The sequence below is a fragment of the Pseudoalteromonas sp. SG43-4 genome (genome assembly GCF_014164325.1).
Classification (GTDB): Bacteria; Pseudomonadota; Gammaproteobacteria; order Enterobacterales; family Alteromonadaceae; genus Pseudoalteromonas; species Pseudoalteromonas distincta.
Genome location: NZ_JACJFB010000021.1, coordinates 32954 through 46119, shown reverse-complemented (window position 1 = coordinate 46119; position 13166 = coordinate 32954). Strand labels below are relative to the sequence as shown.

General features: G+C 39.2%; 12 protein-coding genes. 10 read left to right on the top strand and 2 right to left on the bottom strand.

Going from position 1 to position 13166, the window contains the following annotated elements:
* Positions 1-79: 79 nt before the first annotated feature.
* Together H5160_RS17220 and H5160_RS17215 are read right to left on the bottom strand one after the other, a co-directional pair.
* Positions 80-2662, bottom strand: a complete 2583-nt coding sequence (locus tag H5160_RS17220) for a TonB-dependent receptor (protein ID WP_182671753.1) — start codon at positions 2660-2662, stop codon at positions 80-82.
* 622 nt (positions 2663-3284) lie between these two features.
* The gene (locus tag H5160_RS17215; protein ID WP_039490088.1) at positions 3285-3710 is read right to left on the bottom strand and encodes a hypothetical protein; all 426 of its coding nucleotides are present in this window, start codon (positions 3708-3710) and stop codon (positions 3285-3287) included.
* A gap of 339 nt (positions 3711-4049) precedes the next feature.
* Between H5160_RS17215 and ccoN the strand changes: the two genes are divergently transcribed.
* The 10 genes from ccoN (at position 4050) to uspE (ending at position 13090) form a co-directional block, all read left to right on the top strand.
* Complete coding sequence (gene ccoN, locus H5160_RS17210; protein ID WP_002961515.1) at positions 4050-5483, top strand: cytochrome-c oxidase, cbb3-type subunit I; 1434 nt, start codon at positions 4050-4052, stop codon at positions 5481-5483.
* 12 nt (positions 5484-5495) lie between these two features.
* Entirely contained in the window at positions 5496-6170 is a 675-nt protein-coding gene (gene ccoO / locus H5160_RS17205; RefSeq protein ID WP_024597379.1) for a cytochrome-c oxidase, cbb3-type subunit II, read from the top strand.
* A gap of 6 nt (positions 6171-6176) precedes the next feature.
* On the top strand, positions 6177-6362 hold the full coding sequence (locus H5160_RS17200; protein WP_024597380.1) for a CcoQ/FixQ family Cbb3-type cytochrome c oxidase assembly chaperone: 186 nt from the start codon (positions 6177-6179) through the stop codon (positions 6360-6362).
* Entirely contained in the window at positions 6359-7393 is a 1035-nt protein-coding gene (ccoP, locus tag H5160_RS17195) for a cytochrome-c oxidase, cbb3-type subunit III (protein WP_138488889.1), read from the top strand. The genes H5160_RS17200 and ccoP overlap by 4 nt, the downstream gene beginning before the upstream one ends.
* 149 nt (positions 7394-7542) lie before the next feature.
* Positions 7543-8034: a FixH family protein gene (locus tag H5160_RS17190; protein ID WP_002963075.1), complete on the top strand. Its 492-nt coding sequence runs from the start codon at positions 7543-7545 to the stop codon at positions 8032-8034.
* A gap of 8 nt (positions 8035-8042) precedes the next feature.
* Positions 8043-10418 (top strand): heavy metal translocating P-type ATPase, encoded by a 2376-nt coding sequence (locus tag H5160_RS17185; protein ID WP_182738138.1) that lies wholly within the window; start codon positions 8043-8045, stop codon positions 10416-10418.
* Positions 10415-10582, top strand: a complete 168-nt coding sequence (gene ccoS, locus H5160_RS17180; RefSeq protein ID WP_002963071.1) for a cbb3-type cytochrome oxidase assembly protein CcoS — start codon at positions 10415-10417, stop codon at positions 10580-10582. Before H5160_RS17185 ends, ccoS begins: the two co-directional genes overlap by 4 nt.
* A complete protein-coding gene (locus tag H5160_RS17175) occupies positions 10575-11246 on the top strand; it encodes a sulfite exporter TauE/SafE family protein (protein ID WP_039490095.1) in 672 nt (223 codons plus the stop codon). Before ccoS ends, H5160_RS17175 begins: the two co-directional genes overlap by 8 nt.
* Positions 11247-11316: 70 nt before the next feature.
* Complete coding sequence (locus H5160_RS17170; RefSeq protein WP_002963069.1) at positions 11317-12054, top strand: FNR family transcription factor; 738 nt, start codon at positions 11317-11319, stop codon at positions 12052-12054.
* A 103-nt stretch (positions 12055-12157) separates the two neighbouring features.
* The gene (gene uspE / locus H5160_RS17165) at positions 12158-13090 is read left to right on the top strand and encodes a universal stress protein UspE (RefSeq protein WP_182716156.1); all 933 of its coding nucleotides are present in this window, start codon (positions 12158-12160) and stop codon (positions 13088-13090) included.
* The last annotated feature ends 76 nt before the right edge of the window (positions 13091-13166 follow it).

Here is a 13166-nt window from a genome sequence, read left to right as displayed (position 1 = left end):
TTAGTGTACTTGTCTCCTTTATTTTGTTCAATAAAAAAGGCTCAGTAAATACTGAGCCTTAATAAGATTAATGTGCTAGTTAAAATTTAACGTTTACACCAGCAAATACACGACGGCCAAGTACATCATATGTGTACGGGTCAGTATTAGAATCGTTGTTACCTGAGTAGTATGGTGGTTGCTTATCGAATAAGTTATTTACACCTGCAGTTAACGAAACCATGTCACTGATAAAGTAAGAACCGCTCACATCATGGTAAACAACCGATGGTGTTGTTGGTGCATAACATGTAGATTCTTTACCTAAACAGCTGTAGCTATCCATTCCTGCAATGTAACGTGCTTTGTAGTTAGCAGACCAAGCATCACCTTTAACATCTAGCTCAAAGTTTGCTTTTACGTCAGCATAACCACCTATACCAGAAGTAATTAAACCAGCGTAATCAATGCTTGATTCAATAACATCAACAGTGTACTCGTCAAGGTAAGTAACATCTAATGACGTATTCCAAGCAAGGCCAGCTAAATCAAATTTGTAATTTAAGTTTAAGTCATAACCTTTTGTTTGCTCATAACCTACGTTTTGTAGTTGGTTATTAAACGCGATACGACCTGTGCTTTGGTTAAAATCGATATTTGCTGAACTACAAAGTGCTGTTGATTGATTCGCTAAAGAGCCATCTGTTGCAAGACATGAATCCACAATGTATTGGTTGTTTACTGTAGCAATAGCGTTTTCGATTTCAATGTCGTAGTAATCTAACGTCATTGAGAAACCTTCAAACCATTCTGGTTCGTAAACTACACCAACGGTAACTGTATCAGCTAATTCAGGTGTTAATTGGTCATTACCACCAACGGTTACTTCAGCCTGATCTTGTGCACCGGTGAAGCTAACTTGCTCATAAGATGGAGAGTCACCTGAGTATAACTCAGCAACTGTAGGAGCACGGAAAGCTGTAGAACGAACACCACGAAGCATTAATTCGTCGTTTACACGCCAAGTTAAACCAAGTTTCCACGTTTCATCAGAACCAAATGTGCTGTAATCAAAAGCACGGATCGCAGCGCTTAATTCTACATTTTGTGCAAGATAAGCATCTGCAACTAAAGGAATAGCCAGCTCAAGGTATGCTTCGTTTACATCAAAACGACCGCTTGTTGCATCAACGCGTGGATCATTTGCAAGACCTTGTGAAGTGATCGAATCTGGTGTGTACCACGCTTTTTCTTCACGGCGTTCAAGACCTGCAGCAAAGCCTACAAAGCCCGCAGGTACTTCCATTAACTCACCAGAAAGCGCAGCTGTAATCATAAATAATTGACTGCCGCCTGAGTTTTGCTCAGTGTAAACATAATCACTAAAGCTACTGCTTGACCATGAAGCTTGTGAAAGTGGGTTAAAGTTACCAGCTTCAATTTCGCTTTGAATTGAACCCATATTGTGAAGGTTGCTTAAGCGATCTACTGAGTCATTACGACCAAAAATTACTGATGTATCCCACTCTAAACCGTTATCTAAATAACCTGCAGCACCGATAACAGAACGAACTGTATCAACTACTTGAGATGAATCACGTGTACCAGTGTCAACCATACGACGGCCGTAAGAAACTTCATCACCGTAATTAATATTTTGGTCGATTAAAGAATCACCCATCCACTCAGCGTAGTCAAAGTCGAACCATACTGGTTGAGGTGCTAATTGCTGCTCTGACCAACGTTTTGAGTATGTAAATTCAGAGTATAAACGCGTGTCATCAGTTAAATCAAAACTACCAATACCTGTAAGGTTTAAACGACGCATTGGCGTGTATAAGTAGCTAGATTGCGAATAGTTGTAAGCATCACTAGTACCAAAGTCGTGCCAACCATTATCAGCTTGACCTTGTAAAGATTCATCACCTGACCAAACATGGCCATTAGGAGTATAAGAAGAACCAGAACAGTACGGAGCACTGCCATCGCCATCTTCAGTTAATGGACAATCAGAAAAGCTACGATCAGCCTGAGAAGCATCGCCACGGTCTGTGTACTGCAAACCGATTACAACGTTACCACGACCGAAGTTACCACCCATTGTAATATCAAAAGACGTTTCATCTGCGTCACCTTCAGTAGTGATTGCTGATTTAACATTAAGGTCTAGGCCTTCAAAGTTATCTTTTAAGATAATATTTACAACACCCGCAACAGCATCAGTACCATAAACAGCAGATGCGCCATCTTTAAGTACTTCAATATGCTTGATCATAGATACTGGGATAGTATTTAAATCAACTGTAGAAGCTGCGCCTGTACCTGAGTTGATCATACGGCGGCCGTTTACAAGTACTAAAGTACGTTGTGAACCTAAACCACGTAAATCAATTGATGCATTACCACCAGAACCATTATTGATACCTGGGTTTGTCATTGCGCCGCCTGTAGCGGTCATTTTTTGTAGTACAGAATCTACTGATACTGCGCCTGAAGCAGCAATATCGTCAGCACCGATAATAGTAACTGGGCTAGCGGTTTCCATATCTGCGCGCTTAATGCGAGAACCCGTTACTTGAATTTTTTCGATTGCTTGTGCTGAGTCTTCAGCAGCAAGAACTTGCACACTTGAGAACATTGGAAATGCTGCGATTACAGCTAAACCAAGAGTTGATTTTTTCATGAAAGAACCCTACTTGTTGGAAATTTACCTTTATTGGTAATGCTCACTTTTTATTAGAATAGTGAGTCAGGTGGGCAACTTAGGCGCTTTTAACTGAACGAAAACTTAATGGCAGCTCAATTTATATCAAGAAATAAAATGGAATAACCATAGTAGGTACATAGGTTACATTATGTTTCAGTGTTAATTAATAAATACACTTTGAAAACAATACCTTGAAAAGACAAGGAAACATTAGAAACACACCTGAAACCAAAGTGATTCACTTTGTAATCAAATGTAATTAACTGAGCTACGTACCAAAAATAGACAAATTAACAACTTAATCACAGCACATTATTAAAACCGCAAAACTAAATGTTAATTAATAACCATATTTATGCATACTTGATGCTTAAATAGTCTTATTTAGTCTCTTTGGAAGGTTTTTTGATTAGATTTTTTTATTCAGTCGTAATTAAAGTTGAACTTTTTGAGAGCACTTATTCACTATTGAAGTTTTGTCAGTATTAAAACCTAAAAAGGCAATTTTATTGATCTTGTCACTCAAATAATCGTATGTATAAGAAAACGAACTCACATCAAAAATGTAAGCTGTATACAAGAGTTTGTAGTCGCAACTTTAATACGTAACGTAAAAAGAGTAATTGAGTGTTTGTATTACAGAGGTGGCATTATCTTTAACGGTTAGTTCTAAATTCCAAAGCATATTTTGCTCTGAACAAATACCAACCATAGTATTACTTTGCCAAAGATCATTATGTTTTTTAAATTTTTGGGGAATGTAACCCATGTACATAGTGATGCCTTTAAGCTTGGCATCTTCAATTGTAACGTTTGCAGGTAAGTCACTAAAGATAGTAAATGGGGTTTCGGGGGAAAGGGTTTTCTCGCTTAACCATACTTTAACATCATTTGAAAAAGTACAAGGCAAATTGGCTTCGCACTGGGCATTTTTAAGAAATTTTTCATCTGTATTTTTAGAAAAATCACACGCTGTTAATAAAAAAAACACCACAGTGAATAAACTTAACCTATATATAAGCATAACAATTTCGCACTAAAGAAAAGCAAATACTAATAATCGTGACTGTAAATAACAAGTGCGAGTGTTACTATTAGGCCAAATTAGGCACAAACTGTATCAAAAAATAAACAACAAGCTCACAAAGTTTGATTGATGTCATAATTTTATGTAATTGACCTATCTTTTTTAGGCCAAAAAATTTATCATTTCACCCGCAAAAAATAAGGGTTTCTCAAGTTTTTTTCTGAAGTTTTCATGTATTGAAAGTTTTAGGTAACACGCTTGAGAAAAATAGTAGGCCCCACTTTTAATAGTGGGTAATTCATTTCTAAACGCATTTATTGCAGCGGAAGCCAGAAAATGAGCCAAACAGTAGCATCACAAACTGAGTATAACTATAAGGTTGTACGCCAATTCGCTATTATGACAGTGATTTGGGGCATCGTTGGCATGAGTATTGGGGTTCTGATTGCTGCCCAATTAGCTTGGCCAGCACTTAACTTTGATACACCATGGTTAACTTACTCTCGACTACGTCCGTTACACACGAACGCAGTAATTTTCGCATTTGGTACTAGTGCACTGTTTGCGACGTCTTATTACGTCGTACAACGTACTTGCCAAACGCGTCTTTTCTCAGACAAACTCGCCGCCTTTTCATTTTGGGGCTGGCAGCTAGTTATTGTATTAGCAGTAATTACATTACCACTTGGTATTACTAGCTCAAAAGAATACGCAGAACTTGAATGGCCAATCGATATTTTAATCGCTGTGGTTTGGATTGTTTACGCTATTGTATTCTTTGGTACTTTAATCAAGCGTAAAGTGTCGCACATTTATGTTGCTAACTGGTTCTATGCTGGCTTTATTATTACTGTTGCAGTACTACACATTGTAAACAGCATGGCAGTGCCTGTGTCGTTAACTAAATCATACTCAATCTACGCAGGTGCGGTAGATGCTATGGTTCAGTGGTGGTACGGTCATAACGCTGTAGGTTTCCTATTAACTGCTGGTTTCTTGGGTATGATGTATTACTTTGTACCAAAACAAGCAGGTCGCCCAGTTTACTCATACCGTTTATCGGTAGTTCACTTTTGGGCATTAATTTCATTATACATCTGGGCAGGTCCTCACCACCTTCACTACACTGCGCTTCCTGATTGGACGCAAAGTTTAGGTATGGTTATGTCTATTATCCTATTCGTACCGTCTTGGGGTGGTATGATTAACGGTATTATGACCCTATCAGGCGCATGGCATAAACTGCGTACTGATCCAGTACTACGCTTCCTAGTTGTTTCATTGTCTTTCTACGGTATGTCTACGTTCGAAGGCCCTATGATGGCAATTAAATCTGTAAATGCGTTATCTCACTACACAGATTGGACGATCGGCCACGTACACTCAGGTGCACTAGGTTGGGTTGCTATGATTTCAATTGGTGCTATTTACCACTTAATTCCTGCGTTATTTGCGCAAGGTCGTATGTATAGCGTTAAATTAGTTAACACCCACTTCTGGTTACATACTGTAGGTGTTGTTTTATACATTGTTGCAATGTGGATCTCTGGTGTAATGCAAGGTCTAATGTGGCGTGCGGTAAATGCCGACGGTACATTAATGTACAGCTTTGTGCAGTCTTTAGAAGCGTCGCATCCTTTCTACATTATGCGTTTTGTAGGCGGTGTATTCATCGTAACAGGCATGTTAGTTATGGCTTATAACGTTTTCCGTACAATTTCAGCTGAGAAAGAATCTCTGAAGTTAGACGCGCAAGCACAATTAGCATAACGGAGTGAGATGATGAGCAATAAAAATTCACAAAACAAACATGAAATAGTAGAAAAGAACGTTGGCCTTATGGCTATTCTGACTGTTTTTGCTATCAGCTTTGGTGCATTAGTTGAAATTACTCCGCTAATGTTCCAAGACGACACAACTAAACCAGTAGAAGGCCTACGCCCTCTTAATGCTTTAGAAATGGAAGGCCGTGACATATATGTACGTGAAGGTTGTTATAACTGTCACTCACAAATGATCCGCCCTTTTCGTGATGAAGTTGAGCGTTACGGTCACTACTCTGTAGCAGGCGAATCAGTATGGGATCACCCTTTCCAATGGGGTTCTAAACGTACTGGTCCTGACCTTGCTCGCGTTGGTAAACGTTACTCGGACGATTGGCATTATGCTCACTTAGTTGACCCACGTGCTGTGGTTCCTGAGTCGAATATGCCAGGTTTTCCTTGGTTAGCAGAGGATAAGGTAGATACAAGCCTGACTCTGAAAAAACTACAAATTTTCCGTGATACTTTTGCTATTAACCCAGAAAACCCTAAACACCCGGGCCTAGGTTATGGCAGCGACGAAGAACTTAAAGCTGATGTTGAAAAAGTTAACGCTATGAATAACGGCGAAGGCGCAACAGAAATCCAAGCTCTAATCGCGTATTTACAGCAACTTGGTACCCACTTGAAGTAAATTATTATGGATTACGGAACATACAGAGGCATTTTGACTCTGGTAATTTTAGTATTGTTTATTGTGATTGTTGTATGGGCATACAGCAAGCGTAGCAAAAATCGTTTTGATAGCGCTGCTAATGCCATTTTCGAAGATGAAAAAAAACATAACAACACACTCTCTAACGAGGAAAAGGAGTCTGAAAAATGACTAGCTTTTGGAGTATTTGGGTTATTGTATTAACCCTTGCATGCTTATGCATCATCTTTGGCCTATTAGTTTGGAACTTAAAAAACTATGCTGGCGTAAAAGAAGGTGAAAGCTGTGGACATGAATTTGACGGCATTGAAGAGCTAAATAATCCACTACCAAAATGGTGGACTTACATGTTTTTCGCAACTTTTATTTGGTCAGTATATTACCTTGCAGCTTTCCCAGGTTTAGGTAACTGGGAAGGTTTTGGTAAATGGACTAGCTCTAACCAAGGTATTACGTCTTTAGCTGAATCTAAAAAAGCAGTTGCAGAGGCCAAAGCAGAAGGTCGTTTTGTTAAACTTGATAAAGAGTATGAAGCTGCAGAAGAACGCTTTGGTCCTATTTTTAATCGACTTGCACAAGTGCCGGTTTTAGATTTAGTTAATTCTAAGTTTGAAGGTGACGCAGCGCAGCAAGTTGCTCTTGAAAATGGTGACAAACATGAACAAACAGATGGTCAACTAGCCATCGAAATTGGTCAGCGTTTATTCTCACAAAACTGTGCGCAATGTCACGGCTCTGATGCACGTGGTGGTACAGGCTTCCCTAACCTAACTGATAAAGATTGGTTATATGGCGGTACACCAGACAAAATTAGAGAAACACTGCTTAATGGTCGTATAGCTGCAATGCCAGCTTGGGGCGATGCTCTTGGTGAGCAAGGCGTTAAAGAAATGACTGCACATGTGCTGAGCCTTTCTGGTCGTACTGTTAACCAAAAAGATGCTGCCGCAGGTAAAGCTAAGTTTGCAATGTGTGCAGCATGTCACGGTGCTGACGGTAAAGGGTCGGTTGCACATAACCTACCATTTGGCGCGCCTAACCTGACTGATAACATTTGGTTATACGGTGGTTCTCAACGTGCTGTTGAAGAAACACTTAACCACGGCCGTGCTGGTGTAATGCCTGCTTGGAAAGACATTTTAGGTGAAGATAAGATTCACTTATTAACAGCCTACGTTTACAGTTTATCGCAAGATAAATAAGCACGCGGTTAATAAAATGTTTATAAATTAATTTATTTAATTCAATAGATTAATCCAGATCAAAAAAGCCTCCAGTCGGAGGCTTTTTTTTAGTCTTTTACGTATAATTCCTATAAAATAACGCTTCCTAAACTAATTTTAGAGACACTATGCAACCTACTCCGTGGTATAAAAATTTTTGGCCTTGGTTTTTAATCTTTTTTCCGTTAGTTGCCATTATTGGCTGTATTAGCTTATTTATTACGGCAATAGGTAACGGCCCAGATATGGTTGTTGACGACTACTACAAAAAAGGCAAAGCAATAAACTTAGAACTGACTAAGTTTGAAAAAGCAAAAGCACTTTACTTACATGGCGAATTAAATGTAACCAACGAGCGTGTAAGCTTTAAGTTTACAAAAGGTGACAGTAGCAACGTGCATGTTTTAAAACTTTCGTTTTACCACCGTACTATTAAAGCGCATGACTTTGAGGCCACACTTACACCTAATGCCAATCAAGAATTTACTGCATTACTTGATAAGTATACACCAGGTGCATACTCTGTATTTATTGAGCCAATTGATGGCAGCTGGAAACTCAAAGAAAACATTGTTCTACCGACGGCTGAAACCGTTTTAGTTACTCCTAACTATAAGTAATCATCACTATGTCTCACTCTTGCTTTCATTGCCTTGAAAGTGTGCCAAACGGATTTAGCGCAAACGTTATAATTGACGATATAGCCCAGCCAATGTGTTGCATTGGCTGCCAAGCAGTTGCGCAAAATATTGTTGATCAAGGTATGACTGATTATTATAAATACCGAACTGTTCGCGCAGGTAAGGTTGAGCAACTGGTACCTGAGCAACTCGCATTTATAAAAAGTTATGACAACGAAGATATTCAAGACGAATTTATAGCTACTAACGACAATATCTCAGAGGTATTGTTGAGTGTTGAAGGTATAACCTGCGCAGCGTGTGCATGGCTTATCGAAAAACAACTCTTAAACTTAAAGACTGTAAAACGGGTTGATGTAAATACATCCACCAACCGCGCGATGATCCAATGGGATAAAACCAGCACCCCATTGAGCGAAATTATTACTTCCTTAGCCAAAATTGGTTATAAAGCCTACCCATTTCAATCAGATATTGAAGCTCAACAAAAGCAACAAACTGCCAAAGCCTATATTCGCCGCTTAGGTGTTGCAGGCTTAATGACCATGCAAGTTATGATGTTTGCGTTTGCCATGTACTTTGGCATGTTCTCAGGGATGGACAGCAATTTTGAGCAGTATTTTAGATGGATCAGCTTAGTACTTGCCTCTCCGGTTATTTTATATAGCGCACTGCCCTTTTTAACCAACGCCATGAATGGCTTAAAAGCAAAACAGCTCAATATGGATTTACCCGTATCGCTGGCTATTTTTGGTGCGTTTGGCGCAAGTTGTTACGCCACATTTATGCAAGTCGGCGAAGTATATTTTGAATCTGTGTGCATGTTTACCTTTTTACTTTTATTAGGTAAGTACCTTGAATTTAGAGCGCGTTTAAAAGCGAGCGAATTTACTGCCAACTTACAAAAATTATTGCCATTAACAGCCCGCACCATTAACGACAGTGGTGAAGAACTTATAATTGCAGCCAAAAAACTAAAACTTAATGACGTAGTACTCATTAAAGCGGGTGAAACAATCCCTGCCGACGGCGAGCTTATAAAGGGTAAAACTACGGTTGATGAATCAATGATGACGGGCGAACACCAACCCGTTACAAAATTTATCGGCCACAATGTCTACGCCGGTTGCGTTAACCACGACGGCGTTATTGAAATAAAAATTAATAAAATTGGCCAAAATACCCTTTTAAATCAAATTATCCGCTTGCAACACAACGCATTAACTAAACGCCCTAAACTGGTTGAAATTACAGATAAAGTTGCGCAATGGTTTATAGCGTGCCTGCTTATATTTGCTTCACTTACAGCTATTGGCTGGTACCAAATTGACCCTGAACACGCATTTTGGATCACCATTTCGGTTTTAGTTGCTACCTGCCCATGTGCCCTGAGTTTAGCCATACCAACCGCACTTACATGCGCGGTTGCAACCTTGACCCGTAAAGGCGTATTAATAAAACAAGCGCATGTGCTCGAAACACTCTCACAAATTACGTTATTTGCCTTTGATAAAACAGGCACACTTACTCAAGGTAAATTTAGCCTTGATGAAGTAGATATACTCGATAAGCAATACACAAAAGCGCAAGTGCTAGATATGGCAGCTATGTTAGAGCGTTATTCTGAGCACCCTATCGCCAGCGCATTTGATGAAATTACTCCTGCTCACCACAATTTTGATAACGTTAAAGTACATCCAGGTCTGGGAATTAGCGCACAAGATGCAAACAATCATTATGCTATTGGTAAAAGTGGTTGGTTTGATAGCAAAAAATCAAATGCACAAGTAAGCTTGTATATAAATAAGCAGGTTGTTGCTCGTTTTTACTTTATTGATAAAGTAAAAAAGGATGCTCAAAAGCTTATAGGCTCACTTCAATCGCAAAATTTAACGTGTCATATGTTAACCGGTGACGCATCAGATGCTGGGCAAAAAGTAGCTAAGCAACTCAACCTTGAAAGTGTGCAATCTGGGTGTTCGCCACAAGATAAACAAACAGCCGTTGAACAATGGGCGTCACAAAACGAAGTTGTAGCAATGGTCGGCGATGGCGTAAACGACAGCCCTGTATTTGCTAGTGCGCATTTATCCATTGCAATGGAAACCGGTGCTGACATATCAAAAAATAGCGCCGATGTAGTGCTCCTTAATAGCGATTTAGCTTCAATTGATCATTTACTCAATGTGGCAAAACAAACCAGACGAATTATTAAGCAAAACCTTGCGCTGTCTTTATTGTATAATGCGTCCATATTACCATTGGCAGCGCTGGGCTTAGTTGCTCCGTGGATGGCTGTTATTGGCATGTCTGCCAGCTCAATTATTGTGATTAGTAATTCACTAAGGCTATTAAAGTTATGAGCATAATTTACATTTTGATCCCCATCGCCATTTTGTTTGTCATTATTGCTATAGGCGTTTTCTTTTGGGCCGTAAAGAGTGAGCAATTTTCTGATTTAAATAAGCAAGGTCATAGTATTTTGTTTGAAGATGACAAAGAGCAACATAACAAAAGTAATGATTGACCCTCTTTACACCAGCGCATTTTTAATGGGGCTAATAGGTAGCGGTCATTGCATTGCCATGTGCGGCGGTATTGCAAGCTCATTACAACTGGCAAGTGATAAACGCAAAACATTTACCTATTCATTTGCCTATAATACCGGGCGTGCACTGAGCTACATGGCAGCAGGTGCACTTGTTGCTGGTATTAGCAGCCAATTTGCTAGGCAAAACACATCTTTTTCTTTAGCACTTTCATTCATTGCAGCTATTTTTATGCTCCTAGTCGGCGTGTATATAATGCGCTTAGGCCCTACGTTGCAATGGTTAGAAAAAATTGGTAAAACCTTAGTGTGGCAACACATTGTTAAGCTAAATAAATACTTAATGCCTATTAACTCCCCTTTTAAAGCTCTAGGTTACGGTGCTTTGTGGGGATGGCTTCCATGTGGACTTGTTTACTCAGCACTTACATGGGCGATGACTAGCCCAAGTGCCCTAGACGGTGCTTTAGTGATGCTTTGTTTTGCTTTGGGTACTTTCCCCGCAATGATCACGTTAGGCGTTACCGCACAAAAACTAAATAGTATTATTAACCACCCTTGGACCCGAATTGTATTGGGCAGTGTTATAATCTGGTATGGTATCTACTTATTGATAATTGCAACTGACAAGCTGATACAATAACCTATTTGCAGTATTAACCTTTTATGGTTATTTTGCAGTCGTGTGTATAAAAATTTAAACGGATTAAATTATGGATTTCTCTCAAAGTCGCGCTAAAGGTAATTGTGCTATTAGCTGTAATAACTGCAGTATTAGTCAATTGTGCTTGCCATTTTCTCTCAATGGCCAAGAAATGGATAAGCTAGACGAAATTATTGAGCGAAAAAAACCACTCCATAAAGGCGATTATCTATTTGAATCAGGCGCACCTTTACAGGCGATTTATGCTGTACGCTCTGGCTCATTTAAATCGTACACATTATCAGAGCAAGGTGATGAGCAAATAACCGGGTTTCATTTAGCGGGTGACTTAGTAGGCTTTGACGCGATAAGCAAAATGGCGCACCAGAGTTTTTCACAAGCACTTGAAACGTCAATGGTGTGCGAAATACCATTCGATACCCTTGACGAACTTGCTGGTAAATTACCAAAACTTCGTCAACAAATAATGCGCTTGATGAGCAGCGAAATTACATACGATCAAGAAATGCTGTTATTACTCAATAAAAAATCAGCAGAAGAACGCTTAGCTAGTTTTATTTATAACTTATCAGAGCGTTTTGGTGAACGTGGTTTTTCACGCAAAGAATTTAGATTTACCATGACTCGCGGTGAAATAGGTAACTACTTAGGCCTTACCGTAGAGACCATTAGCCGTTTATTAAGCCGTTTTCAAAAAGCCGACTTAATAAAAGTAGAAGGTAAATTTATTACAATTTTAGATAATGATGCCTTAGCTAAAACGGCAGCAATCGTTAAGCCTCGCTAAATTAAATAGTTTGATTTAGAACAACAATTTATATGCTACCCCTTTAACTGTTTTATATTTGCGTTACACTAATTGTACACCCGTTAGGCAAATGGAGTAGCATATGAACACTATTAAACGCATTATTGCGGTTATTGACCCTACCAAAGACGATCAACACGGTTTATCACGTTCAATAGACTTAGCCAAAAAATCTGGCGCAAGTATTACCGCCTTTATGACGGTTTACGACTTCTCTTATGAAATGACAACGATGCTATCTGGCGATGAACGCGAAGCAATGCGTGATGCCGTACTAAAAGATCGCCAGCTATGGCTTAAAGATTTGGTTTCACCTTACAAAGATATAAATATTGACACCCAAGTGGTTTGGCATAACCGTCCTTATGAAGCCATAATCGATACTGTAATTGATCAAAAGTACGATTTAGTAATTAAAGGCACACATCAACATGGTGCACTTAAATCCGTTATTTTCACCCCTACCGACTGGCATTTAGTACGAAAATGCCCTGCCCCGGTGTTGTTTGTTAAAGAAATGGCATGGCCAGAAAACGGTAATATTTTAGCTGCTGTGAATGCGGTTAGTGAAAACGAAGAACATGTAGCACTTAATAAACGGGTAATTAAAGACGCACAATTTTTATGTGAACTTGCCAACGCAAAACTTAATTTAGTTAATGCTTATCCTGCAACGCCCATAAATATAGCAATTGAAATTCCTGAGTTTAACCCTGGACTTTATAACGAATCAGTTAAAAAACACCACATTGAATCAACCAATGCACTTGCTGCTGAGTTTAATTTAAGCCAAGAGCAATGTTTTATTGAAGAAGGCCTACCAGAGGATGTAATCCCTGATGTAGCTAAGCGGTTAAATAGCGAATTAGTTGTTATTGGTACCGTTGGTCGTACAGGCTTAAGTGCCGCTTTAGTAGGTAATACAGCAGAGCATGTAATTGATAGCCTTGACTGCGATGTACTAGCACTTAAGCCCGATGGTTACGTAAGCCCGATGGCAAAGAAACTAGATTAATTAAAAATTTAGCAAGTAACAAACTGGATATTACTTGCTAAAAATACCGTGTTTAATTACATCCTAAACTCGCATA

Bases quoted from the DNA above. Each gene is read 5' to 3' on its own strand.
- H5160_RS17220 (WP_182671753.1), bottom strand. From the start codon at position 2,662: ATGAAAAAATCAACTCTTGGTTTAGCTGTAATCGCAGCATTTCCAATG.
- ccoS (WP_002963071.1), top strand. From the start codon at position 10,415: ATGAGCATAATTTACATTTTGATCCCCATCGCCATTTTGTTTGTCATT.
- ccoN (WP_002961515.1), top strand. From the start codon at position 4,050: ATGAGCCAAACAGTAGCATCACAAACTGAGTATAACTATAAGGTTGTA.
- H5160_RS17190 (WP_002963075.1), top strand. From the start codon at position 7,543: ATGCAACCTACTCCGTGGTATAAAAATTTTTGGCCTTGGTTTTTAATC.
- H5160_RS17185 (WP_182738138.1), top strand. From the start codon at position 8,043: ATGTCTCACTCTTGCTTTCATTGCCTTGAAAGTGTGCCAAACGGATTT.
- uspE (WP_182716156.1), top strand. From the start codon at position 12,158: ATGAACACTATTAAACGCATTATTGCGGTTATTGACCCTACCAAAGAC.
- H5160_RS17200 (WP_024597380.1), top strand. From the start codon at position 6,177: ATGGATTACGGAACATACAGAGGCATTTTGACTCTGGTAATTTTAGTA.
- H5160_RS17215 (WP_039490088.1), bottom strand. From the start codon at position 3,710: ATGCTTATATATAGGTTAAGTTTATTCACTGTGGTGTTTTTTTTATTA.
- H5160_RS17170 (WP_002963069.1), top strand. From the start codon at position 11,317: ATGGATTTCTCTCAAAGTCGCGCTAAAGGTAATTGTGCTATTAGCTGT.
- ccoO (WP_024597379.1), top strand. From the start codon at position 5,496: ATGAGCAATAAAAATTCACAAAACAAACATGAAATAGTAGAAAAGAAC.
- ccoP (WP_138488889.1), top strand. From the start codon at position 6,359: ATGACTAGCTTTTGGAGTATTTGGGTTATTGTATTAACCCTTGCATGC.
- H5160_RS17175 (WP_039490095.1), top strand. From the start codon at position 10,575: ATGATTGACCCTCTTTACACCAGCGCATTTTTAATGGGGCTAATAGGT.